The following is a 25,095-nucleotide window of genomic DNA, read 5'->3' as shown; positions in this document are numbered from 1 at the left end:
TGCAACAGTTGGAATACATTGTGGCGCTTGAAAAATACCGGCATTTTGTCAAGGCGGCGGAGGTTTGCGGTGTGACCTAACCCATGCTGAACACCATGATTCAGAAGTTGAAGTTGGGAGAGGGTATCATTCATCAGTCCAAGGTGATCCTGTACCACATCTCTTATCCTAACGGAGGGTGTTGAGCGAGAAAGAGGCAGAGTCGGCCATTTACTCTACATGATCAATCTCGAGAAAGGACATCTGTTATGCTGTCGTACAAAAGAAGTATCGAGTTGAAAAAATAAAAAACGTATTTATCATAGTCATTACAGTTTCATAAAATCTTTTTCAAGAAATTATAAAATGCAAAGATAAGATGTTTTCTATCGCGGAATCTGGGATTAACGAAAAACGCTCGTCAACCGTGGATGATGAAATATTTGGCGCAGGCTGTGTTATAAAAACACGGCCTGCGCCTTATTTTTTGCTTCCGTTAAAAGTGGTTTTAGCGGATACTTATATATATCTTTATTTTACAACGAACTTCTTATGGTTCTTGATGTATATGCCTTTGGGCAATGATGTGGCATCAGTACCTACATGGTGCCCGTTGAGAGTGTAGATGGGAGAGTAGGTCGTCTGTTTGTTAGTAAGATGATCGATGCCTGTGGCAACATCACCTATAAACTCGAAGGTGACAGTGCCATTGTGTTCCGTGATATGTTTGAGAGCCACATTGGTTTTATAGTATTGGCTGTTGTAGAGAGCTTTGTCAGCTATGGCTCCCTGTGTATACCAATAGAAGTTGGGTAGGTTGGACGTATCGTCGAGCTTGTTTGTTTGTGCAGTTCCGGGGAAAGGATCGCCAGCCAGTTGCGTGCGGTAGTATTCCCTACGCTCTTTCTGGTTGAGATGAGTGAGTGTCGACAATAAGTCGTAGGAGAAACAAGTTCCATCGGCGGGCACTACGGCCATGTTGGGTTTGCCGGGAGTGGCGTTAACCCATGCGAAAGTCTCCGTGTTGTCGTTGTTAAAGAACACGTGATAGATGAGAAGTCCAGAGTTGGGAGCCTTCTGATACCATGTGTCGGGTGTCTTTTTAATATTCTCGATGATAAAATATTCGTATGGATTGTTCGGATTTTCAATTTTGTAGGCGGGGCCTTGGTCAAGTATTGTCTTATCCATAGTTATGGTTTGTGAGGTGGTGAGTTTACGTATGTCCACGCTCCATCCGAGTTGATGCTTTTCCCAAGCGGTGTATGGTGTGGGGTGCCAACCGTTATTGACGTATTCGCCACCATCCATGAGATCCCAGTATTCCATGTTCTGGTTATGCTTCTTATATCCGGCAGAGGAAGTAGGAGGATAGATGTCGGGTAGTCCCATGGCATGCGACAACTCATGACAGGTAACACCGATGCTTTGAATGTACCAGTCGTTTGTATTCTTCACTTTCCCCGGAATGAGTTCGCCGGCGATGCTATACCAGCCTATCTGCTTTCCAGCGAGCGTTCCATTGGTAACAGAAGTGCAAGCCCATACCGTGTTCGCGGCTTGTGGATATTCCTCGATAGGGGCATTGAAGTTCTTTCCCATGCCCGCGTAGATGACATAGACGCAGTCAATGTAGCCATCATTATTGGCGTCGAAAGTCTGAGCATCGCTCGTGGATACCATACTTTGCGCTAAATTCACCGCTTCGTTGACAAGTTCTTCGCGGTGAGAACCATCGCCACCATCGCTGATGTTGGTTCCACCATAATATTTCATTTCCTTAGACAGCGTGACTGGACCATAGATTTTAAATTTGACGTTGAAATCTCCGTTACTGATGTCGTGGAAGTATTTCCTCACGCTACCAAAGTTCCTGTCGTTACCGTTTCCAAGATTTACTAATGTTTCGCCGTTGAAATATTGTTCGAAGGCCTGGTTGAGCTGGTGCACACTGAACTTTACGTCTTGAAACTCGGCAAGAAACACAGGTATAGTTACTACTTTGCTTGGTCCTAAGTTCGTGGGGATATGTACGGGATTGTAGGGGATAATGGCGCGTGTGGTACGTTGAGCGTTTACCTCGTTAAAAGCGCATTTGCCTGGCCGACCCAATATCTCATCTTGTGCGGAGGCTGGTAATTGGATAACGAGCAATGTCGCGATGGTGAGGAGGTGTAGTATCGTTTTCTTCTTTATTTTCATTCTTATTTTATTTAACAAGATCAAAGGAACTTAATAATCATTTGCTTTTAAGTTTAGCGGGGCTTTTCTCTATTGATACCCAAGCGTTTTTAGATTTTTGTCGTGTTAACAGCTTTTCGCCGTTTGGCTTCCTTGGCCTTCTGCTTGATCATGTCGATGCGGTTCGTGGCATGGGTGCGGGTCTGCTTGAGCTGGCTGCGATAAACGGCACAGGTAAGGAAGAAGTAGGCTACCACCTGTAACCAAAGAGCCTGATATTCGGGCAGGATGTCGGAAAGGTTGGCTCCCATGCTGCTCAGACGTAGGAAACCACGCACGCCGAAGGTGGAGGGGAAGAGCCAGGAAAGGCCTTGCCATACCCCCGGAATGTTGGATTGAGGCCATGAAATGCCGGTCATGAAAAGCAAAGGAACAGAGGTGAATACGACCAATAGCATGACGTTTTCACGGTAGCGGACGATACATGACAGGGCCATTCCGAAGAATGTACACGACAGAACATAGGGAATCAGCAGCCCGAAGAGGTTGGCGGCCGTGAGCATGGACGTGAAACCGAACATGCGCGGGACAGCCAACGCCAGATAGGTGCCCATGACCAGATAGACCATGAAGTAGCAAAGAGCCTTGCCCAGCACGATACGGAAGATACCGACATAGTGTTTGCTGATGGGCACAAGGTCCTGATAGCGGTTGTTTTCGCGCGCAGTGCCGGCCGCAAGTCCGATTCCGAGGAGAAGAGTTTGCTGCAAAATGAGCATGAGCACGCCGGGGATGATGGCGTTGCCGTAGCCTCCTGTGGTGTTGAATATGGGCACTTCGTCGAAGTCGAGCGGCTTGGTTGTAACCTCGTCGTCGCGGTTTGTGACATTGCGCGACCCAGCGATTTGGATGCGTGCGTTGATGTCTTGCGACACGGTCAACGCCGTTTGATAGATGGCTTTGTAGGTAAGCATGAGGCTCATGTCGCAGAACACGCTCACATGGGCTTGTTCGCCACGGAACAATCTGTGCTCAAAGTCCTTTGGAAAGACCAGACAACCGTGCACGACCTGCTTGCCGACGAGTTCCCTGGCCTCATCCGTGCTTGTACAATAATAGGCTGCCTTGGTGTCTGGAGACGCGTCGAAAGCGCGGATGAAAGCCCGACTGGTGTGGCTGCGGCTTTGGTCTACGATGGCCACAGGTACATCTCTGACCACTTCATTGTTGTATATCCACGAATAAAGGAGTGGATAGGCAAGGGGCACGAGGATGAAGAAGATGAGCACTCCCTCGTCGGTGACGGTGGAACGCATCTCTTTGGCCCAGATGTAGCACATGTCTTTCAGGCCATTCGCAATCTTGTATAATAATGAATCTTTATCCAATGTCTTGTCGGTTATGGGGGTTGACGGAGTGTTGCAGCCCTTTTGTTCAGGGAATGTAGACATAGAGCAGCATGGCCCGCTTGATATTGTGCAATACAAATGCCGGCAGGGCGATGAAAATGCCCAATGCCATGAAGTTGAACCATGCGTCGCTGAGCGGGAAGTCGTTCAGAATGCAAATCTGATAGATCATGTAATGGTGGCGCAGGGGAAAGAGTTGGGCGATGGATTCAATCATGCTGTCCATGGCAAAGACGGGGAATGTGGCGCCGCAGGCGGAGAAACTGACCATCGCCCACAGGGAACATACGCTCATGGACATGCGCAACGAGGGCATGAGACCAAAGACAAAGACGCCAAAGGCCTGTGCGGAAAGCACCGAAAGAAGGGCCAACAGCAGAATGGGAACAATGCCGCCGGGGTGAGGAAAGCCCAATCCGTAATAGATATAAAGCTCGAATCCCAGGAAAATCGTAATGAAAATGAGGAACTGCGGAATCAGTTTGCCGACGACGGCGACCCATGTTTGGTTGGCAGCCATGGTCATCAACTGGCGCGAACGCTTGAACTTTAGCTCGGTTCCCAGGGAGTATGGCGTGATGAGGAATACGAAAATCATCAATACGCCGGGCACCATGATCGTACTGAGGTAGATGTTGTAGCTTGCCCAAGGGTTGCCGATCATGTGCAGGTCGATGGCGATGGGCTGCAGGAAGGTCTTGATTTCCTCCGAAGTCTTGCCCACTGCCGACAGTTTCTTCATGCCGACAGACGCCGAACCCAACGTGGATATCGTCTTCAGGTCGCGAAACAGCATGGAACCGGCCGCCAATGTGACGTTGCTGTAGTAGAAGGAAATCTTGGGTCGTGAGCCGTTCATCAGGCCGCGGGTGGTTCCTTTGGGAATATAAAGGAAGGCATAGACCTCGTTTCGTTGGATGGCCTGGCGTGCCTGATTGACATTCTCAAAGTGTGCGACGACCTTTGTGGTCTGAAAAGCGTCGAGCTTGTGGATCAAGGCGCGTGTCGTCGACGTGTTGTCCTCGTCGACAACGCCCACAGGCATGTCGGTCGGCACGCCTTCCTTCATCAGCGAGGTGAAGAAAAGGATGACGATGAGCGGGAATATCACCATGCAGAAGCCATAGATGGGGTTCTTCCACATGATGCCACATTCACGACGTGCGATATGATAAAGTCTTCTAAGCATGGCAAAGCTTCAACTTGACCGGAAGCCGAAGGGGCTATTTGTTCTTGATGATGAGCGACATGCCTGGACGGAGTCCTTCAAACGGCGTCACGGGACGGGCCTTCACCTCGAATGTCTTCAGGTCGTACTGCCCGTTGGACTTGGTCGCTTTCCACACGGCATACGACCCTTCGTCCTTGATATAATAGATTTTCATTTTCAGTTCCTTGTTGAATGCGGGGACGAAGGCCGTTATGGTCTGGCCCATCTTGAAGCCTTCGAGATGGTCTTCACGGATGTTGAAGGTTCCCCACATGTCTTTCATGACCGAAATGCTCATGATGGGCGAGCCAAGTCCGACCAGTTCGCCCACTTTCGGATAGATTTCGCTGACCTCGCCGTCGACCTGTGCCACCTGAACGGTTTCCTTCAGAAGCGAGCTGACGACCTCGACGGCACTCTTGGCGGCCTTGGCGTTGCTGGCCACGACACGCTTCTCCTGCTCCCGGGCGCCATTGCGTGCCATGTCGTATTGGCTCTTTGCAGCCTTGACCTGGGCTTCGGTGGCCTTGAAAGCGGCGAAAGCTTCGTCGCGTTTCTGCCCACTGATGACGCCTTCGTCGTACAAGTTCTGCATTCGTTGATAGGTTTTGCGGGCTATTTCAGAAGCGGCCATCGCCTGTTGGTACAGTTCGTAGGCTCCTTGAATCTGCTCCTTGCGCGCACCGGCGTCGGTCAAGTCCTGTATGGCCTTGGCTGCTTCGCCGGTGGCTTGGACTACTTTCTTCTGCGCATCCACCTCGGGAACCTCCATGATGACCAGCGTGTCGCCCGCATGAACGAAGTCTCCCTCCTTGACGCGCAGCTCGACGACGCGTCCCGGCAGTTTGCTTGCCACCCTGTATTCTGACACTTCGACCTCACCTTGTATCGTATCGTCGCCTCGTTCCAAAGTGAGGAAGCCGATGACGGCCACGATGATGACGACGGCGGCAAAGCCTATGATAGCTAAAAGAATATTGTTGTGTTGTGATTTTGCTGACATGATGCTTATTAATTAAGTGTTCCCAATGATTTTTCCAAGTTGACGAGCGCGAGCTTATAGTCTGCTTCGGCGTCAATCTTCTGGCTTTGTGCCATTTGCCAGGCCGTTTGCGCGGCCATGACGTCGGTCGTCTGCATGACGCCCTCACGGAAACCGACGTTCGCGCAACGCAGGTTTTCTTCGGCGCTCGTGATGTTCTTGTTGGCCATGGCAAGCCTCTTTTGGGCTTCCTTCACCTTAAACCGACTCTGGGCGACCTGCAAATCAATCTTCTCGCGGGCGTCGCTGAGTTCCATTTCAGCCATGTTGGTAACCAACTTGGAAGCTCTGACCTTGTAGGAGCCTTCAAACCAGTTCCAAACAGGCACCCGCACCATGAGACCGACGTTCCACAGGCCCGAGAACTTGCGTTCAAAACCATTCAACACGTTGGGATTCGAGATGAAATAACCGCCCGTCAGCATGACCTGGGGCAGGAATGCGGCTCTGATGAGCTTGGTCGTCTCCTTGCTGATGTCCACGGCGTTCTGCAACATGCGCAGTTCCGGCCGGTTGTCAGCGTTGCTTTCGTTTGGCAACTCCGCGCCCTCCAGGGCCAGGGCGAGGTCTTTGTTCTCGTCCGCGAGCGTGATTTCCTCATCCAGCGGCAAACCGCAGAGTTGGCAAAGCAGCATTTTTGACAGTGCCAAGCCGTCTTCCACCTGCGTTATCTGCATCTCGGCTTCGTTCACCTTGACATCCACTTTCAGCCCGTCGGCCCGTGTGGCCACGCCTTGCTTGATCATTTTCCTGACATCTTCGGCCAGTTTCGACACCAACTTGTGGTAGCTGATGGCCAGCTTCTCCTTCTCCCGCAGCGAGACGACCAGCCAATAGGTCTGGTCAATGCTGTAGAGCGTGGCCTGACGCACAAAGTCGGAGCCGTTCTCGGACAGGCTTTCGTTGATGGCGGCTATCCTGTTGGCCGCCATGATGGCCCCTCCCATGTACACAGGTTGGCGCAACATGAAGCCCCCCGCAAAGATATTGTGGGTGTTGGTGCGCAACTTTTCAGTGATGTTCCGGCCCAGTTGGTTGCCGGCCTGCTCTATCGGAGCGCCAATCTGCTTGACCATGCCGCCCAACTGCTGGGCCATGGCCGGCGTGATGACCCCTTGTTGGGCCAGCCCCGTGATGAGGGAGGTGAGGCTGTTGCCCGTGGCTGCGCCGAGATTCGTGCCGAAATGGTTCAGCGCATTCTTGCTGTCGTTGTCGAGCAGTGAGATTTCCTTGCTGTAGTATTGGTAAGTTCCCAAGGCGTCGACTTTCGGCAAGAACTTCGTTTTCGCGGCCTTGCGGACATTTCTGGCCGCTTCCTGCTTGAAGCGGGTCACTTTCAGTTGCTTGTTGTTGCGCAGCGCCAACGCCCTACAGCTGTCAAGGTCGAGCACCCGCTGTGCTTCCAGCGGCAGAACGCAACCTGCAAGCATGAACAATGTTATGATTTTCCTCATTCTATTTAGCTGGATAACGTGCTTTGTATAAAATGAAAACTGATAATATACACTTATTTATATATGTGGAAGCACTTGGCCGGTGGGCAGCCGGTGCGATTGGTGAACGTCGGAAGCCGAGTGCGCTCAGTTGAAAGTGAAGCTTCTGGAACCGATCATGTTGCCGTCGGCGAAGACACTGACGTTGTAGGTGCCTTCTTCGAGGGCCTGGTTCACCTGCCAGAACATGGTGACCGGCGTTTCCTGACCGCCATATTCAACGATTTTCTTCATCGAACATTGAATCGTACGGTTCTCATAGCCGAACGACTCGCCGCTTCCGAGCAGGTTGCCCGACGGCGACATGATCCTCACATATATCGTTTTCGTGCCGTTGACGGCCGTAACATTCTTCGCAATGCTGAAGTTCACCTGCAAGGCTTTGCACTTGTTCAGCTTCCTGGTGTCCTTTCCACGCTTGTCCTTGGCCTGCAAGGTTATGCCGATGGCGTCGAGTTGGGCGGCGATGGCCACCTTTTCACTCAGCGAAGCCTTCTCCGTGTTCAGGCCTTCGATCTGTCGGGTGGCCTCCTCATACTGGCCTTTGACGCGCGTGTTCTCGGCCGTGAGGTTCTGGTTGAGGCGGTTCAGCGAATCTATCTCAAGCACATAACTGCGCAAGACGGCCCTCACCGTGGCCAGTTCCTTCTTCAGTCGGGCGATTTCACGGGCGTCGCTGCTCTTCACATTGCGCAGTTCGTCGAGCAAACGCTGTGTCTTCTCCTGCTCGGCGGTAAGCTGTGCAATGATGGAATCATTGGTGATCTGCGCTTTCATTTCGCTATATTGGTTGGCAAACTGCTGATATTCGTTTTCCATCTCTTTCTTGTCGAGTTCAGCCAACTCCTGCATAGCCTGATTTTCCTGCTTTTGTTTATTCAAATCCATGCTTAAATAAACGATACCGCCTATCAACAATAGACCAATGATGATAATCGGGATAAGAATTTTCTTATTCATGACGAAGTAAAAAAACTTTAAATGATTGCTCATTGCAAAAATATAGCTTTTCTCCCAACTACCAAAGAAAATGCAAAAGGCAAACCTTTATTATATTAAAAATTGACATTTTTAGGGAAAAATAGGACAACAATGGGATATTTTTTATAATTTTACGCCCTTATTCGATACTAACCCATTTACAGCAGATATGATACGGCGTGGCTTTTTCCATAAAGTTTACCATTTATACTACGACGGATTCCGGCAAATGACATTGGGCAAGACCCTCTGGACCATCATCATCATCAAATTGTTCATTATGTTTGCCATCCTGAAAGTTTTCTTCTTTCCCGATTATCTCAAGCAAAACAGCCGCTCCGGACACGAGGCCGAGTTTGTTGGAAAGGAGCTGATACAGCGTACCAATCATTAATTCATCTTTATATCTATGTCAAATCTATTGTTAGACATCACTACAGCAACCATTGATTGGTCGAGGGCGCAGTTTGCGCTGACGGCGATTTATCATTGGCTGTTCGTACCGCTGACGCTTGGTCTGGCGGTTATCATGGGAATTGTAGAGACCTGTTACTATCGCACGAAGAAGCGTTTCTGGAAAGACGCGGCCAAATTCTGGCAGACTCTCTTCGGAATCAACTTCGCCATGGGCGTCGCCACGGGTATCATCCTTGAGTTTGAGTTCGGCACCAACTGGAGCAACTACTCCTGGTTTGTGGGCGACATCTTCGGCGCTCCGCTGGCCATAGAGGGCATTGTGGCCTTCTTCATGGAGTCGACGTTCGTCGCCGTCATGTTCTTCGGCTGGAAAAAAGTGTCTCCGGGCTTCCATCTGGCTTCCACATGGCTCACCGGTCTGGGCGCAACCATCTCGGCCTGGTGGATTCTTGTGGCCAATGCTTGGATGCAATATCCCATCGGACAGACGTTCAATCCCGACACGATGCGCTTCGAGATGACCTCTTTCGTCGACGTGGCGCTGTCTCCCTTCGCCGTCAGCAAGTTCACCCACACGGTCACTTCGGCCTGGATCATCGGTGCTTTGTTCACGGTGGGCGTCAGCTGCTGGTATCTCTTGAAGAACCGGGAGCACAAGTTGGCGGTCGAAAGTATCAAGATCGCGTCCATCGTAGGCCTGGTGGCCTCGCTGCTCACGGCCCTGACCGGTGACGAGTCGGCCTATACCGTGGCCAAGACGCAGCCCATGAAGCTCGCAGCCATGGAAGCACTCTACAACGGAGGGCACGACCAGAGCCTCACGGCAGTGGCCTGGGTCAGTCCATTCGGCCAGGCGGACTACGCCAACGAGCAGGAACCGTCGTTCAAGGTGGGCGTTCCCTACGCGTTGTCGTTCCTCGCCACGCGTGATTTCCATGGTTATGTGCCCGGCGTGAACGACATCATCAAAGGCTACACCGACCATTCCGGGCAGAAACAGCCCTCCTTGAAGGAGAAGATAGCCCGCGGGCAGACGGCCATCAAGGCCTTGCAGCAGTATCGCGGCGGCGACAAGAGCCCGAAAGTGCGCCAGGCCGTGGCCGACAACATCCAGTATTTCGGCTATGGTTACGTGAAGAATGCCGACCAAGTGGTGCCCAACATCCCCATCAACTTCTGGGCCTTCCGCGTCATGGTGGGGCTGGGCGTGCTCTTCATCCTGTTCTTCCTCGTCGTGGGCCACGTGTCCTGGCGGCGCAACATCGCAGACCCCAAGTGGCGTTGGCTGTTCATCACGGCCATCGTATTGGTTCCGCTGGGCTACATCTGCAGCGAGTCGGGCTGGATCGTGGCCGAGCTGGGGCGCCAGCCATGGACCATTCAGGACATGTTGCCCACCTGGGCGGCTGTCAGCGACATCGGTTCATCCAGCGTCATCCTCACTTTCTTCATCTTCCTGGCCCTGTTCACCACAATGCTGGTCGTGGAAATCAACATCTTGTTCAAGCAAATTCGTAAGGGGATGGAGGCCCCTCAAGCATGACATACCTGTTTTTGCAACACTATTGGTGGCTCATCGTCAGCGTCTTGGGCGCGCTGCTGGTCTTCCTGCTCTTCGTTCAGGGCGCCAACTCCTTGGTCTTCAGTCTGGGCAACACGCCCGAGGAACGCCGACTCGTGGTCAATTCCACGGGACGCAAGTGGGAACTCACGTTCACCACGCTCGTAACGTTCGGCGGAGCCTTCTTCGCTTCGTTCCCCTTGTTCTACAGCACCAGCTTCGGCGGAGCCTATTGGCTGTGGATGATCATCCTGTTCACGTTCGTGATGCAGGCCGTCAGCTATGAGTTCCAGAACAAGTTGGGCAACATTCTGGGCACGCGCACGTTCCAGTGGCTGCTCGTCATCAACGGCATCGTAGGCCCGCTGTTGCTCGGCGGGGCCGTCGCCACCTTCTTCGACGGTAGCAACTTCGTGGTCGACAAGATGAACATCACCGACGGTTTCCAGCCCGTCATCAGCCATTGGGCCAACGCCAGCCACGGTCTCGACGCCCTACTCGACCCCTGGAACCTCGTCTTCGGCTTTGCCGTCTTCTTCCTGGCGCGCATATTGGGTATTCTCTACATCATCAACAATGTGGACGACGACACCCTTCGCCAGCGTTGCCGCCGCCATCTGCTCTACAATGTGGTGCCGTTCCTGGTGTTGTTCCTTGCGTTCTTCATCCGCACGCTCTTCAAGGACGGCTTCGCCTACGACCCGGCGACGGGCCACATCTACATGCACCCATTCAAATATCTCGACAATTTCATCGAGATGTGGTATCTCACGGTCCTCTTCGTCGTGGGCGTCGTGCTGCTTCTCTATGGCGTCATCCGCTCGTATCTGTGCGAAAGCTACGTGCGGGGAATCTGGCCGGCCGGCATTGGCGTGGTCGTCGTGGTGCTGTCGCTGCTCCTCAACGTGGGATGGAACAACACCGCCTACTATCCTTCGACGGCAGAGCTGCAGAGCAGCCTGACCATCCTCAACAGTTCGAGCAGCATGTTCACCCTTCAGACGATGTTCTACGTGTCGTTGCTCGTGCCGTTCGTCGTGGCCTACATCGCCTACGTGTGGTGGTCGATGGACAAGAAGAAGCTGACGCGCGAGGAAATCGACACCGACGACGTTTATTGAACGACGCAAATGAAACATCTCATCCTACTTCTGGCAACGCTATTGTCGCCTTTCCACGGCATGGCGCAGGTGCTCGACACCTTGCGCCATGAAGTGGTCTTGGAGACGTCGATGGGCAATGTCCGCATCGTCCTGCACAACGAGACGCCCCTCCATCGTGACAATTTCCTCAAATTGGTCAGGGAAGGCTATTACGACGGCAATCTTTTCCATCGCGTCATCAGCAGTTTCATGATCCAGACGGGCGACTCCACCTCGCGCCACGCGCAGCCCGGAGCACCGGCCGGCGACTATTCGCCCGACTATACGCTGCCTGCCGAGATTCGCTACCCGGCCCTGTATCACCATCGGGGAGCCGTGGCCGCAGCCCGGGAGTCGGACGACGTCAACCCCGAACATCGCTCTTCGGCCAGCCAGTTCTACATCGTCTACGGCCGACGGTTCAACGAAGACATGCTCGACCAGGTGCAGGCCCGGCTCGACAAGGCCACCAAGGGCAAGGTGACGATACCACCCGCCTTGCGCGAAGCCTACTACAAGAAGGGCGGCACGCCCCATCTCGACGGCCAATACACGGTGTTCGGCGAGGTGGTGGAGGGCATGGACGTCGTCCAGGCCATCCAGAATGTGGAGACCGACGCCCACGACCGCCCCTTGCAGGACGTCCGCATCTTGCGGGCGGTGGTCGTCAAATGACCGGCCGGCCGCCTTCGTGGCCCGATCCGCGGCCTTGCCCGCCGCCATCGTCCAACCGTTGACTTGCAAAACCATCCTCCCGGAACGTGAAACGTGGAGTTGGGGAATGCGAATGACACACCTATGAAATGCAACAGCAGCCTTTTTACACGCTAAAAAGGCTGCTGTTGTTTTTCAAAAGGGCTGCTTTCACTTTCCAAAAAGGCTGCCGTTGCTTTCCCAAAAGGCTGCTTTCACTTTCCAAAAGGGCTGCCGTTGTTTTTCAAAAGGGCTGCTTTCATTTTTCCAAAGGACAGCTTTCGCGGAGCGTGTAAAGTAAACTGTGTCAGGTCGGTTCATAGGGGCATAGCCATGGTGCACTGCGCACTACCGCCTTGGCGGTTGGTCTTTTTGCAGGGTAGGGTTGCGAGCGCAGCGAGCTACCCTATCTGGCCAGTGACAGAGACATCTAGGCCGAAGGTCTTGGTCTTTTTACGTTTGTGGTGATTGCTGTCGGGTGCAAAGAGCGAGTCGCCGGAATTGTCAATTGTTTTTGAAGCATGCGGGATATATGTGACAAGGGCGATATGATGGCATGTGTATTGATTGAAAATAAGCTTTCCCGCAAAAAGCGATGGTTCGTAAAAAGACCAAGACCTTCGGCCTAGCTCCCCATCACCAAAACTTAGGCAGGGTAGCTCGCTGCGCTCGCAACCCTACCCTGCAAAAAGACCAACCGCCAAGGCGGTAGTGCATAGTGCACCATGGCTATGCCCCTATGAACCGACCTGACACAGTTTACTTTACACTCTTGCTTTCGCACGCTAAAAAGGCAGCTTCCGCCAAGCCGTTTGCCCACTTCCACGCAGCCGAAGCACAGTTCCCCGCCCACCATCAGACCGAAATGACGCGCCACGCACCCCGCGACGACCGCCCCACACGAAGGGTGAAGGACATGGAAAGGCCGTCCTTTCACGGAAAAAACGACCAAACGAGCTTGCCGAGGCTGACAAAAACAAAAGCCGGCAAGCAACCATGAGGTTGTTCACCGGCCTTGGATTTCTGTACCTTTCGACCTACAAGCCGCCCATCGCCTACTCGACAGCGATTGTGCGCTGCACTTTCACCTTCCGCTCGTCCAACTTCGGCAGATGGATGGTCAACACGCCGTGCTCCACCTTGGCCGCAATCTTCTCCTTGTCCACATCGTCGGGCAGAATGAGGGTCTGTTCGTATTTCGTATAGCTGAACTCACGGCGCAGATAGTGGTATTGCTTGCCGCTCTCCTGCTCGTCGTCCTTGCGCTCCAGCTTGACGGAGAGATTGCCCTCGTCGTTGATGTTCACCATGAAGTCCTCCTTCCGGGTGCCGGGAGCGGCCAGCTCGACGACATAGGCCTGCGGCGTCTCCTTCACGTTGATGGCCGGTGCCGTGGCATTGGCCCGTGGCATGTAGTCATTCTTGAAGAAATCATTGAACGCTCTCGAAATCCAATCGTTCGTGTACATTACCGGTGTCATAATCATTACCTCCTGTTTATGGGTTTGTTAGTTTGATTTTATCTTGTCTCAACGCTTCCATTGCGCTGCAATCTTCAAGAGACAACATACATACCAGGCCCGTTTTGCATGCCATTCTGTCAAAATCCACGACAGAATGGCACGATTATATGGTTTACAAAGCTTGTCGGGCGCAATTGCAAGGAAAAGTTAGTACCTTTACAACAAACAACCGCAGTTTGAGTTATATATATAGCCTCAAGGTTTAAAGATTGCGAATGAACACGAAGAATGCAACCCATACAAGCGACGGAATGGGCCGGATGCAACTGGCTGCCAAGCGTATGACGGACATCCTGCTGGCCGCCGTGGGACTGGTGGCGCTGCTTCCGGCGTTCATCCTCATCACGCTGCTCCTGAAAGTGCAGCGCAACGGCCCCGTGCTTTTCCGCCAACAGCGCGTCGGCTATCATGGGCGGACATTCACAATCATCAAGTTTCGCACCATGAGCAGCGAGATAGAAGAGGACGGCCCGCAACTGGTGGCAACGTGCGACGGCAGCAATTCCACCCGCCTGGAGCAGTTCCTGCGCAGCCATCACCTCGACGAGTTGCCCCAACTGTGGAACGTGCTCAAGGGCGACATGTCGTTTGTGGGCCCGCGCCCCGAACGGCAGCATTTCATTCGTCAAATCCTGGCCGTGGACGAACGCTACCGGGAAATCTACCGGATGCGCCCCGGCGTCACCTCGGAGGCCTCGCTCTACAACGGCTACACCGACAGCCTGGAAAAGATGATACGCCGCATGGAGATGGACTTGGCCTATCTACGGCGGCGCAGCCTGTGGCTCGACCTGAAAATCCTGGTCAAGACGGTGGCAACACTCATTCAAGGAAAGAAAATCTGACAGCAAACAACTCTACATTATATGAAAAAAGCATTTCTCATACTCGCCATATCCCTCCTGCCCGCTCTGTCGCTGCACGCCCAGACGGCCATGACCGACGACCAGGTCATGACGACCATCATGCGCGAACACGCCGTGGGCAAGTCGCAGGCGCAGATTGTAACCAAACTGATGCAGAGCGGCGTGGACATCAACCAAATCAGGAGGGTGAAGAAACGCTACGAACGACTGCAAAAGAACAAAGGCCTGGGAATGCTGGCCGACGGAACCGGCGACAAGACCGGCAACCGGTTGCGTCAAAACAACGGAGATTCGCAACGGCAGAATGCCCGACAGAACGCCGTCGACATGCAAATCACGTCCATACCGGCTGACATGACGACGCGGCAAGACGATTTGACGAAGCGACAGGCCGACATGGAGAGCGAACTCGTGGGCATATTGCCCGCCGACTCCACCCTACTGCTGAAGCAACTGCTGGCCGAACGCAACCAGAAAAACAAGGTCTTCGGCCGTGACATCTTCAACAACAAGCAGCTCAGCTTCGAGCCCAACATGAATATCGCCACCCCGCGGAACTACCGTCTGGGGCCGGGCGACGCAGTGATCATCGACATCTACGGCGCTTCGCAGAAGACAATCGACGCCACGGTGTCGCCCGACGGCGACGTCACCATCGAAGGATTCGGCCCCGTTCAGGTGAGCGGGCTGACCGTGGCGCAGGCCAACGCCCGGCTGCGCTCCACCCTCGGCGCCCGCTACAGCAGCAGCAAGGTGAGGCTGACCGTGGGCCAGACCAAGACCATCACCATCAATGTGATGGGTGAAGTGAGGACGCCCGGCACCTATACGCTGTCGGCTTTCTCCACCGTTTTCCAAGCCCTCTACATGGCCGGGGGCACCAACGACCTGGGAACACTGCGCAATATAAAGGTATATCGCAGCAACCGACTCGTGACGGTGGTCGACATCTACGACTACATCCTGAACGGGAAGATGACCGGCAACGTCCGGCTGGCTGACGGCGACGTCGTCATCATAGGCCCATACGACAGCCTGGTGAAGATAGAAGGCAAGGTGAAACGCCCCATGTTCTACGAGATGAAGAAGAGCGAAAGCCTCGGCTCGCTGCTGAAGTATGCCGGCGGCTTCACGGGCGACGCCTATCGGAAGAGCATTCGGGTGAACCGGAAGAACGGACGGGAGTATTCCGTGTTCAACGTGGACGAGTTCGACTTCGGAAATTTCCGCGTGGCCGACGGCGACTCCGTAAGTGTAGACTCCATTCTGCCACGCTACAGGAACACGGTGGAAATCAAGGGAGCCGTGTTCCGCCCCGGACTCTACAACATCGACAACCGCATCAACACCGTGCGCTCGCTCATCGAACACGCGGAGGGTGTCACCGAGGAGGCCTTTACGGCCCATGCCGTGATGCACCGCATGAAGGAAGACCGCACGCTGAGGGTCATTCCTCTTGACATCGACGGCATTCTCAAGGGCACGGTGGCCGACATTCCGCTGCGTGAGAACGATGTTCTCTTCATCCCGACACGCAGCGACATGATGCAGGAAAGGACCATCACGATTCACGGTGAGGTGCATTATCCGGGCATATACCGCTATGCCGACGACGAGACGATAGAAGACATCGTGCTCCAAGCCGGCGGACTGAAAGAGACCGCATCCACCATCAAAGTGGACGTGGCCCGCCGGGTCAGCAATCCCAAGGCCCTCAAGAACGACAGCATCATTGCCAAGACCTACTCGTTCAGCCTGAAAGACGGCTTTGTCATCGACGGCGAACCGGGCTTCAAGCTCATGCCGTTCGACGAAGTATACGTGCGCCGCAGTCCCGGCTACTCCGCCCAACGCAACATAACAATAGAAGGACAGGCCATGTTTGCCGGCGTCTACACGCTGTCAGCTAAGAACGAGCGGCTGAGCGACGCCATCCGCAAGGCCGGCGGCGTCACCGACATGGCCTATGTAAAGGGTGCCCGCCTCATCCGGCGGACTTCTCCCGACGAGCAGGGACGCATCCAAGCCGTCACCCGCATGCTGGAGGCGCAGGTAGGACAGAAAGACAGCCTCAACGCGGCCATGCTCCAACTGTCAGCTTCCTACCCCGTAGGCATTGAACTCGACAAGGCCATGGCTCACCCGGGCAGCGACTACGATGTGGTGCTGCGCGAAGGCGACCGCATCATCATCCCCGAATACACGGGAACGGTCAAGATCAGCGGCGACGTGATGTATCCCAACACCGTCACCTACACCAAGGGAAAGCGTCCGGACTGGTACATCAACCAGGCAGGGGGCTGGGGCAACCGCGCCAAGAAGAGCCGCACCTTCATTATATATATGAACGGGACTGTTGCCCGCGTAAGTCACAGCACCAAGATACAGCCCGGTTGCGAAATCGTCGTGCCGAGCAAGCCCAAGCCCAATGGCAACACACTGGGGCAATGGCTCGGAATCGGCTCCAGTGTCGCCGGCATTGCCGCCATGATTGCCACGATAGCGAATCTGGTCAAATAGCGAAAAAGCGCCACCCACACGCAATGGCCGGCATGCCGCCCTCACCCCGCCATCAAAAAATTACCTTTAAGTAACTTACCTTTAGGTAATCTTTTGTATCTTTACAGCAAAAAAATGAATATGGAATCACCTTTTCAGTTTGGAACACTCGCAACCAAAGAGAACTTCATCGACCGCAACGAAGACCGGGCTTTACTGAAACAGCTGCTCACTTCGCATATCAATGTCATGGTGATATCGCCTCGTCGATGGGGCAAATCTTCTCTGGTCAAAAGGGCGATGGAAGAACTTACGGCAGAAAGAGATGATATCAAAGTATGCTTCATCGACGCATTCAGCATTGGTTCTGAAGCGGAGTTCTATCGAACTTTTGCAAGCAAGGTCATTGAATGCGCGTCATCCAAGTTTGAAAAATGGGCAAAAGATGCAAAACAGTTCCTCAACGGAGTCGTCCCCCAGTTGGTTATCAAGGACCAGGTCAATGACTTTATGGCTTTTGATGTCAAATTCAAACCTGAAGAAAAAGACAAACTCACGATTCTTCAGCTTCCGGAAACCTTGGCAAGGCAAAAAGGTGTCCACATCATCGTTTGCATAGATGAGTTCCAACAACTTGCCAATCTTCCGGAATACAAAAACATGGAAGGGAAGATGCGCTCCATGTGGCAGCAACAGGAAGCCACGACCTATTGCCTATATGGAAGCAAACGCCACATGATGATGGACATATTCAACAATTCAAACAATCCTTTTTATCGTTTCGGGCAGGTTGTTTTTCTCGATAAAATCAGCAAAGAGAACTGGATTCCATTCATTCTTGACGGTTTTTGCAAGACAAACAAGAAGATTTCAGAAAGATATGCTTCGGAGATATGCGACATCGTTGAATGTCATTCCTGGTATCTACAGCAACTTTGCTTCTTCATTTGGAACAAAACGATTGACGAAGTCACAGCCGATGACTTCCATTATGGCGTAAAGCAAGTACTCAACATCAATACTCCTATGTTCCAATCCGACATCAACCGCCTGACGGCTTCACAGATAGAGCTTCTCCGTGCAATAGCCGCAGGCGAAACCAAGCTGTCTTCTTTGGAAGTGCGCAGCCAATACAATCTGGGCAACCCCAATACGCTTACAAAAAACAAGCGCAGTCTGAGTGAGCATGATATTATCGAAAAAGACAAGGACAACATCTTGCGCTTCGTCGACCCTATCTTTAAATTATGGATGAGAGACTTCTAACCGTAAACCAACGATTGGAAAGAGCCAAACAACTCCATGACATAAAACAGGCAAAAAGAATATACAATGGAAATCAAAAACGATCAAGTATATATACTGACAGTACTGAAACGTATCAAACACAAAAGGAAACTGTTTCTTTCCGTTTCGGCCATTACCTTTGTTGTGGCTTGTCTTCTCATCTTACCCGTTCCAAGATATTACGCTTGCGAGGTTGTCCTGGCACCTGAAATCAACAACATGTCGGCAGGCCAGAACAGCATTTCGAACATTACGTCGTCGTTAGGATTCAATCTTGGCAGCGCGGCTACCGGCGACGCCATCTCACCCGACATCTATCCGCAACTGCTGAAGTCGAATGACTTTATCCTCAACTTAGTCAATTGCCGGATAAAAACCATTGACAACAAAATCGACACGACTTATTACCAATACATGAGACTGTATCAGAAGAATAATCCGCTTTTATTGCCAATCTCATGGATAACAAGACTGTTCACGAGTCGTGAGAAGACGCGGAACAGTCTTCAGATAAACCCTTTCAGATTGACAAAGGCGGAAACAGACATACTGTCAAAGATAGAAGGTAACATCACATGTCAGATTGACTTGAAGACTGGTATGATTTCCATAGCTGTGACCGACCAGGATCCTTTGGTGTCCGCAACGATGGCCGACTCCGTGAGAAGTCAGCTGCAACTGTTCATCACGCGATACAGAACGAGCAAGGCCCAGCGTGACGTTGACTACTACAAGAAGTTGACGGCTGAAGCAAAAGCAGGCTATGAGCGGGCACGCCAAGTCTACGGAAGCTACGCGGACGCCAATACCGACATCGTATTGGAAAGCTACAGTTCGAAGAAAGACGATTTGGAAAACGAGATGCAGCTGAAGTTCAATGCCTACAGTGCCATGAACAGTCAACTGCAAGCTGCCCGTGCAAAGGTGCTCGAAAAGACCCCGGCCTTTACTGTCATCAAATCAGCAACGGTTCCCACCAAGCCCGCAGGCCCCAAACGGATGATATTCGTAGCCATCATGCTTCTATTGAGCTGGATTGCCACTACAGTATATATCAGCCGTGACCTCTTTTTCGCATTACTGACACCAGACAAGGACTGATGAAAAGAAACTGGCTCGGCGATATGGGATACAACATCAAGGGGAACACGTTCTTCAAAGACTCCTTTTGGGCTGTTGTGGGCAATGGCAGTGGCTACGGACTGCTACTATTAGCCGGTATCATCATTGCGCGTTTGTTGGGCAAAGACCTGTATGGGGAGTATGGTTTTATCAAGACAACCATGTTTCAGTTTGCAGCTTTTGCGACACTTGGCTTAGGCTATACCTCTACAAAGTTCATTGCGCAATACAAAACGGACAATCCCAAGTATCTGCGGAGTATCGTCAAGGCGACCATTTCCATCACCACGACAATCAGCGTTGCCCTTGCAGCGGCACTTTTCATCTTGGCACAGCCCTTATCCATGTATCTTAACGAACCGACATTGGCTTCGGCATTCCGATGGTTAAGTGCCATCATCGTCTTTCGAGCCATCAGCACGACACAATTTGGTGTCATCAGTGGGTTTGGAAGATTCAAGTCCATAGCCATCATCAATATATGGGTGGGAATTTTTCTATTGTTTTCCTCTGCCATACTTACTTACTTTTTCGGCCTGAAAGGCTCTCTGGCAGCCCTGTCTGTCGCGCAAATACTCTGCGTAGGGCTCTGTTCCATTGCCATAAGTAATGCTCAAAACGACTTGTCCCTGCAAGAAAAACGGCCATTCACATGGGAAATCACACGGTTTTCCATCCCTGTGGCCTTGCAGGAACTGACTTTTGCCTTGGGTAGATGGCTGGGATTCCTGATTATCACCAAGCTTTCATCCTTGGGAGAAGTCGGTCTGTTCACTGCTGCCGAGCTTTGGTTTTCCGTCGCCTTGATGATTCCAGCCATGCTCTACAACGTCATGCTATCCCATTTGAGCGCAAGTGTCCATGACCCCAAAAGGCAAGGACATGAGATAAACATGATGCTGGCCATCAATTTAGTCTGCACGCTCATCCCATTTTTGGCCGTGTATCTGCTTTCTTCATGGATTACCTCTTTCTATGGCCCCACATTCCATCAACTTGGGCCAGTCATTCGGATATTTGTCTTTGCTTCCATATTCACTTGCTGCTCCAATGTGCTCACATCAGAACTCATTGCCCAAGGACGCACATGGAGCCTTTTCGCCATCCGTTGCATGCGTGATGTGTTGACAGTAGCCTTAGGCTATTATCTCATTCACCAACACCAGGGTATTGATGCGGCAAAGGACTATGCCACCAGCACGCTGATTTGCACCGGCATTTTCTTTCTCCTATTATATGGTTTCTATAGAATCATGATTCATCACAAGTCATGAAACACGCAGTAAACAGATACATTGCCATATCAACCTTCCTTCTGGCTATTATGGGAAGCCTCATATCGCAGACTCCTTCTTTGCTGGAATCGGGCTATGACCAAATCTTTAAACTGATTTGGGTATTGCCTTTCGGGTATATGTGTTTCACTGCGCCACAGACATATCTGAGCAACAAGTTGCTGCCTTTCTATCTCTTTACATTTGTTTTTGGCTTATATTGCTTTACATGCCAGATATTCACCGGCCGACAATACCTGAATGAAGACCTCTACAATATAGCCATCTCACTCATGATGACGATGGTTTCCTACAGTTTTTGGCTCCATCACGGCAGCCAACGCATCATGCAAGCGATTGCTTTCATCATGCTTATCGGCGGATTAGGCCTCTCCGTGGTCATCTACCTCAACTTTCTACAAAACGCAGACATCACTTCCAACACCTACGCTTATGGTGAAAAGAACTCCATCGCACAGATTCTGCTCTGCTGTGGATACCTTTCTCTCATCTTCATCACCCCCTCCAACAAGCTTTTACGCTGGGGGAGCTGGCTAATCGTACTCATTATCTTCGTCGTCATGGCCATGAATCGTTCCCGCGCCACTTTACTCAGTGCATGCTACATTATATATTATTATATATTCCACTCCAACAACAATAAGCTGAAGCTCTGGATCATCGTCCTTTCGGTATTGTTCATAGGCTATCTGGCCATCAGTTCCAACGCTTATGAGCTTATTATGAAAGGGATAATCCTTGGCGGAAGAGACGCCACCGACATGAATTCGCTCAGTTCCAACAGACTTATCTTGTTTACCATCGCCTTGCAGAGGATTCCTCAACATCCATGGCTGGGTTCCGGAGACTATTATGTGGATTGCATGCCACTCAATATGTTGACGCAATATGGAGTCTGGGGGCTGACAATTGTGCTTATATTTCTCTATTACATCTTCAAAACGCTTTTGAAATCAAGACCAATTCATCCAATAACGACAATCGCCTATATCATTTTCATGGCTTTTATCATCAACGCTCTCTTTGAGGCACGTCCACCATTCGGACCTGGTGTCAAGTGCTTTTTTGTCTGGTTGCTGTTAGGGATTTCCCTCGCCATCTCTCAAAGACAGCCTTTCGGTAACCATCAGCTTTCCAATTAAGTTCCAATCACTATCTCATGTTCGACATTCCCATCCTCTTCATCATCTTCAAACGAATACTCCATCTATCATACACATGACGACAGCCTCTCTTCACCCCAAAATTTGTTGTATTTTTAATCTTGGCGCAGCCTATCGTTGGCCTATATATAATGCCATGGCCACTCATTTTGGTTGCGACTTCTATCTCGGCGACCAAGGTAGTACTCCCGTGAAAGCCTTCAATTATACAGCGCTCCAGGGATTTAAAGGAACACTGCACAATGTTTTCTATGGCAATTTCTATCGACAAGTGGGCTCTACCAAACTTATTTCTAAACCTTACAACACCTATATTTTAGACGGAGAGCCCTATTGCCTATCTACATGGAGCATACTCATTCTATCCAAAATAAAACGCAAACGTACCATCGCATGGACTCATGGATGGTATGGCAAAGAAACCCGTACAAGACGCTGGCTCAAGAAAGCCTTCTACTCCATGTTCGACTATTTACTACTATATAACGAGTATGCCATCCAACTCATGGTTAAAGAAGGCTTTGATAGAAACAAAATGACATGTATTGCCAATTCTCTCGATAGTGACAAAGAATTGCAAATACGACAACATCTTAAAGTCACAGATATTTATTCACGCCATTTTGGTAATAATCATCCAACGCTAATCTACTGTGGTCGATTACAAAAAAGAAAACGCCTTGATCTCCTTCTTAAAGCCGTGGCACGGCTGCGAGACAGCGGGACTATCATCAACGTAGTGTTTGTGGGAGAGGAAATAGATGACATGAAACTTCCTGAAACCATTCGTTCCTTTTCGCTCGATGCCCAATGTTGGCTCTTCGGTCCATGCTACGACGACAACACAATTGGCGAGCTATTCTACAACGCTCACGCTTGCGTGTCACCAGGCAATGTGGGACTTACCGCCATACACTCTCTCACCTTTGGATGTCCAGTTATTACCCATGGCAATCTACCCAACCAAATGCCCGAGTTCGAAGCCATCAAACCTGGCATAACTGGCGATTTCTTTGAAGAAAACAACATTGAAGACCTTCAAAAAACCATCTTGAAATGGACAGAAGCTACTCAGGAACAGCGCAACCAAACTCGACAAAACGCTTTTGACGAGGTTGATCGCAAATGGAATATACACTATCAGTTAGACATTCTTCACCATATTCTCGACTTTCACAAGACAAATGCATAAAAATAACGCAATCTACATGGGCATAAGAAATGCTTTGCGACACTGCGTGCTCGACATCCTTGGCCTATGGAGCAAGCCTGCGCCAGGCATTCACATTCTTAACGGGCACAAACTGTCAGACGAAAAGAAAACAGACTGCTTCCGTCTACAATTGAAACAGCTCAGCCGTCAGGTGCGCTTCATCAACATTGAAGACGCCGTAAACATGATTTCCAACCACAGACAGACTAAAGAAGCATTGGTCGCCTTTACCTTCGACGATGGCTTCATGGAATGTTACGATTATTTTGCACCTGTGTTGGAAGAGTTTGGTGTAAACGCCTTGTTCTTCGTAAATCCCAATTATGTCGATGGAGACAAGGAATATATTGACCATTTCAACCAAGAAGTCGTTTTCTCTCAAAATAAACAACCAATGGGATGGGAACACCTTAAGTCCCTTGCCGACCGCGGACACATTATTGGCGCGCACACCATGGATCACTTTATGATTAACTCTGAAGATGAAGAGAAACTAACATACCAGATTGTAGATTGCAAAAAAGTTATAGAGCAACACCTTGAGCGGCCCTGCAACTACTTTGCTTTCCCATACGGCAAACTCTCGCAGGCTAACCAACGGTCTATTCAAATAGCCCTTCGGACATATCCTTTCGTTTTCTCACAGTCTGACTATAAACATTACTTCTCATTCGATGGGAAAGTAATCAACCGGCGACATTTCGAACCTTACTGGCCTATAGCACATGTAAGATATTTTCTTAGTTGCAACAAAAACTACTAAATGACAAAGCTCCTTCAAATCAATATCACCGCCAACTGGGGCTCACACGGCAAAATAGCCGAAGGCATAGGGCTGTTAGCCATACAGGAAGGATGGGAAAGTCATATAGCATACGGACGATGGATGAATCCGAGTGCCTCTCAATTATACCATATTGGAAGCCGTTGGGACGAAGCTGTACACGGATTGGGAACCAGAATACTCGACAATCATGGACTGATGTCGAAAGGAGCAACACGTAAACTCATTCGCTATATCACACAAATACACCCCGATATTATCCATCTTCACAATATCCACGGCTACTACCTCAACTACCCCATACTATTTCGCTTTCTTAAAGAAAGCGGCATTCCGGTAATATGGACCCTGCACGACTGCTGGTCCTATACGGGACATTGTGCTCACTACATGTTTGCAGGATGTCGGAAATGGGAAGAGCATTGCCATCACTGTGCATGGAAATCAACATACCCTCGCAGCATTATGGCAAACCAGTCATACAAGAACTTTGAACATAAAAAACTGTCGTTTCTCTCTCTGGACAACCTTACACTGGTTCCTGTCAGCAAATGGCTGGAAAATGACTTGAAATGCTCATTTTTCAAAGATAATTCCATCGTGCAACTATATAATGGGATAGATTGTCAGATGTTCAAACCAACCAAACGTGCCATCATCAAACAACGATATCACATCCCTCAAGAAAACAAAATTGTAATTGGAGTAGCCTCCAACTGGTACAGAAAAGGACTACCTGACTTTCTGAAACTCCGAACTATCTTGCCTGATGACTATTCCATTATACTTGTTGGGCTAAATAAGAAAGATATAAAGAATCTTCCAAAAAACATCATAGGACTACAACGCACCCAAAACCAAGAAGAACTGATAGAGCTATATTCAGCTGCAAACGTATATTTCAATCCTACATGGGAAGACAATTTCCCTACAACCAACCTCGAAGCAATGGCTTGCGGAATCCCTGTGGTAACCTATCGAACTGGTGGAAGCCCCGAAAGCATCGATTCCGAAACTGGCTTTGTAGTAGACCAAGGCAATGTGGACGCTGCAAGCAAGCGTATCTCCGAGATATGTGCCAATGGAAGAGAGAGATATCGAAAAACTTGTCGAGAAAGAATCATAACACTTTTCGAACAAAAAACACGATTCGCCGACTATATGACGCTATATAAAAATATTTTGAAACAAAGGAAGCCACAACGTTAAGTCACTGCATTCGACAAGAACTTGAT

The 25,095-nt window shown here is 50.7% G+C and carries 20 protein-coding genes; 13 read left to right on the top strand and 7 right to left on the bottom strand.

The window, feature by feature from the left end:
- Positions 1–510: 510 nt before the first annotated feature.
- The 6 genes from K334_RS0107555 to K334_RS0107530 form a co-directional block, all read right to left on the bottom strand.
- Complete coding sequence (locus K334_RS0107555; protein WP_025880076.1) at positions 511–2,181, bottom strand: M6 family metalloprotease domain-containing protein; 1,671 nt, start codon at positions 2,179–2,181, stop codon at positions 511–513.
- Between the two features lie 89 nt (positions 2,182–2,270).
- Positions 2,271–3,548, bottom strand: a complete 1,278-nt coding sequence (locus tag K334_RS0107550; protein ID WP_027444771.1) for an ABC transporter permease — start codon at positions 3,546–3,548, stop codon at positions 2,271–2,273.
- Positions 3,549–3,594: 46 nt separating this feature from the next.
- The gene (locus tag K334_RS0107545; RefSeq protein ID WP_027444770.1) at positions 3,595–4,758 is read right to left on the bottom strand and encodes an ABC transporter permease; all 1,164 of its coding nucleotides are present in this window, start codon (positions 4,756–4,758) and stop codon (positions 3,595–3,597) included.
- A 34-nt stretch (positions 4,759–4,792) separates the two neighbouring features.
- Positions 4,793–5,782 (bottom strand): HlyD family secretion protein, encoded by a 990-nt coding sequence (locus K334_RS0107540; RefSeq protein WP_021590715.1) that lies wholly within the window; start codon positions 5,780–5,782, stop codon positions 4,793–4,795.
- A gap of 8 nt (positions 5,783–5,790) precedes the next feature.
- Entirely contained in the window at positions 5,791–7,275 is a 1,485-nt protein-coding gene (locus tag K334_RS0107535) for a TolC family protein (protein ID WP_027444769.1), read from the bottom strand.
- A 126-nt stretch (positions 7,276–7,401) separates the two neighbouring features.
- On the bottom strand, positions 7,402–8,274 hold the full coding sequence (locus tag K334_RS0107530) for a DUF8429 coiled-coil domain-containing protein (RefSeq protein WP_025880074.1): 873 nt from the start codon (positions 8,272–8,274) through the stop codon (positions 7,402–7,404).
- A 190-nt stretch (positions 8,275–8,464) separates the two neighbouring features.
- On the opposite strand from K334_RS0107530, the gene K334_RS0107525 reads away from it, so the two are divergent.
- The 4 genes from K334_RS0107525 to K334_RS0107510 are packed head-to-tail and all read left to right on the top strand — an operon-like array spanning position 8,465 to position 12,090.
- Positions 8,465–8,689, top strand: a complete 225-nt coding sequence (locus K334_RS0107525) for a DUF4492 domain-containing protein (protein WP_021590733.1) — start codon at positions 8,465–8,467, stop codon at positions 8,687–8,689.
- Positions 8,690–8,704: 15 nt separating this feature from the next.
- Positions 8,705–10,255: a cytochrome ubiquinol oxidase subunit I gene (locus tag K334_RS0107520; protein ID WP_025880070.1), complete on the top strand. Its 1,551-nt coding sequence runs from the start codon at positions 8,705–8,707 to the stop codon at positions 10,253–10,255.
- A complete protein-coding gene (locus K334_RS0107515) occupies positions 10,252–11,394 on the top strand; it encodes a cytochrome d ubiquinol oxidase subunit II (protein ID WP_027444768.1) in 1,143 nt (380 codons plus the stop codon). The genes K334_RS0107520 and K334_RS0107515 overlap by 4 nt, the downstream gene beginning before the upstream one ends.
- 9 nt (positions 11,395–11,403) lie before the next feature.
- Positions 11,404–12,090 (top strand): peptidylprolyl isomerase, encoded by a 687-nt coding sequence (locus tag K334_RS0107510; protein WP_021590704.1) that lies wholly within the window; start codon positions 11,404–11,406, stop codon positions 12,088–12,090.
- Positions 12,091–13,163: 1,073 nt separating this feature from the next.
- On the opposite strand, the gene K334_RS0107500 is transcribed toward K334_RS0107510, so the two are convergent.
- Positions 13,164–13,595, bottom strand: coding sequence for an Hsp20/alpha crystallin family protein (locus K334_RS0107500; protein WP_238318908.1), 432 nt, complete (start codon positions 13,593–13,595; stop codon positions 13,164–13,166).
- Between the two features lie 251 nt (positions 13,596–13,846).
- Between K334_RS0107500 and K334_RS0107495 the strand changes: the two genes are divergently transcribed.
- From K334_RS0107495 to K334_RS0107455, 9 genes are all read left to right on the top strand, one after another.
- The gene (locus K334_RS0107495; RefSeq protein WP_025880060.1) at positions 13,847–14,476 is read left to right on the top strand and encodes a sugar transferase; all 630 of its coding nucleotides are present in this window, start codon (positions 13,847–13,849) and stop codon (positions 14,474–14,476) included.
- A gap of 21 nt (positions 14,477–14,497) precedes the next feature.
- Positions 14,498–17,017, top strand: a complete 2,520-nt coding sequence (locus tag K334_RS0107490) for an SLBB domain-containing protein (RefSeq protein ID WP_027444767.1) — start codon at positions 14,498–14,500, stop codon at positions 17,015–17,017.
- Between the two features lie 120 nt (positions 17,018–17,137).
- The gene (locus tag K334_RS0107485) at positions 17,138–18,262 is read left to right on the top strand and encodes an AAA family ATPase (protein ID WP_025880058.1); all 1,125 of its coding nucleotides are present in this window, start codon (positions 17,138–17,140) and stop codon (positions 18,260–18,262) included.
- Between the two features lie 66 nt (positions 18,263–18,328).
- Positions 18,329–19,384, top strand: a complete 1,056-nt coding sequence (locus tag K334_RS0107480; protein WP_027444766.1) for a chain-length determining protein — start codon at positions 18,329–18,331, stop codon at positions 19,382–19,384.
- Positions 19,384–20,679 (top strand): oligosaccharide flippase family protein, encoded by a 1,296-nt coding sequence (locus tag K334_RS0107475; RefSeq protein ID WP_027444765.1) that lies wholly within the window; start codon positions 19,384–19,386, stop codon positions 20,677–20,679. Before K334_RS0107480 ends, K334_RS0107475 begins: the two co-directional genes overlap by 1 nt.
- Complete coding sequence (locus K334_RS0107470; protein ID WP_036890123.1) at positions 20,676–21,842, top strand: O-antigen ligase family protein; 1,167 nt, start codon at positions 20,676–20,678, stop codon at positions 21,840–21,842. Before K334_RS0107475 ends, K334_RS0107470 begins: the two co-directional genes overlap by 4 nt.
- A gap of 76 nt (positions 21,843–21,918) precedes the next feature.
- A complete protein-coding gene (locus K334_RS0107465) occupies positions 21,919–23,055 on the top strand; it encodes a glycosyltransferase (protein WP_027444764.1) in 1,137 nt (378 codons plus the stop codon).
- Positions 23,048–23,839, top strand: coding sequence for a polysaccharide deacetylase family protein (locus K334_RS0107460; RefSeq protein WP_081658057.1), 792 nt, complete (start codon positions 23,048–23,050; stop codon positions 23,837–23,839). The genes K334_RS0107465 and K334_RS0107460 overlap by 8 nt, the downstream gene beginning before the upstream one ends.
- Positions 23,840–25,069, top strand: coding sequence for a glycosyltransferase (locus tag K334_RS0107455; protein ID WP_025880051.1), 1,230 nt, complete (start codon positions 23,840–23,842; stop codon positions 25,067–25,069). It begins immediately after the preceding gene.
- The last annotated feature ends 26 nt before the right edge of the window (positions 25,070–25,095 follow it).

Origin of the sequence: Segatella baroniae DSM 16972 = JCM 13447 (assembly GCF_000426585.1) — a bacterium.
Lineage (GTDB): Bacteria > Bacteroidota > Bacteroidia > Bacteroidales > Bacteroidaceae > Prevotella > Prevotella baroniae.
This window is presented reverse-complemented; position numbering and strand designations above follow the sequence as displayed.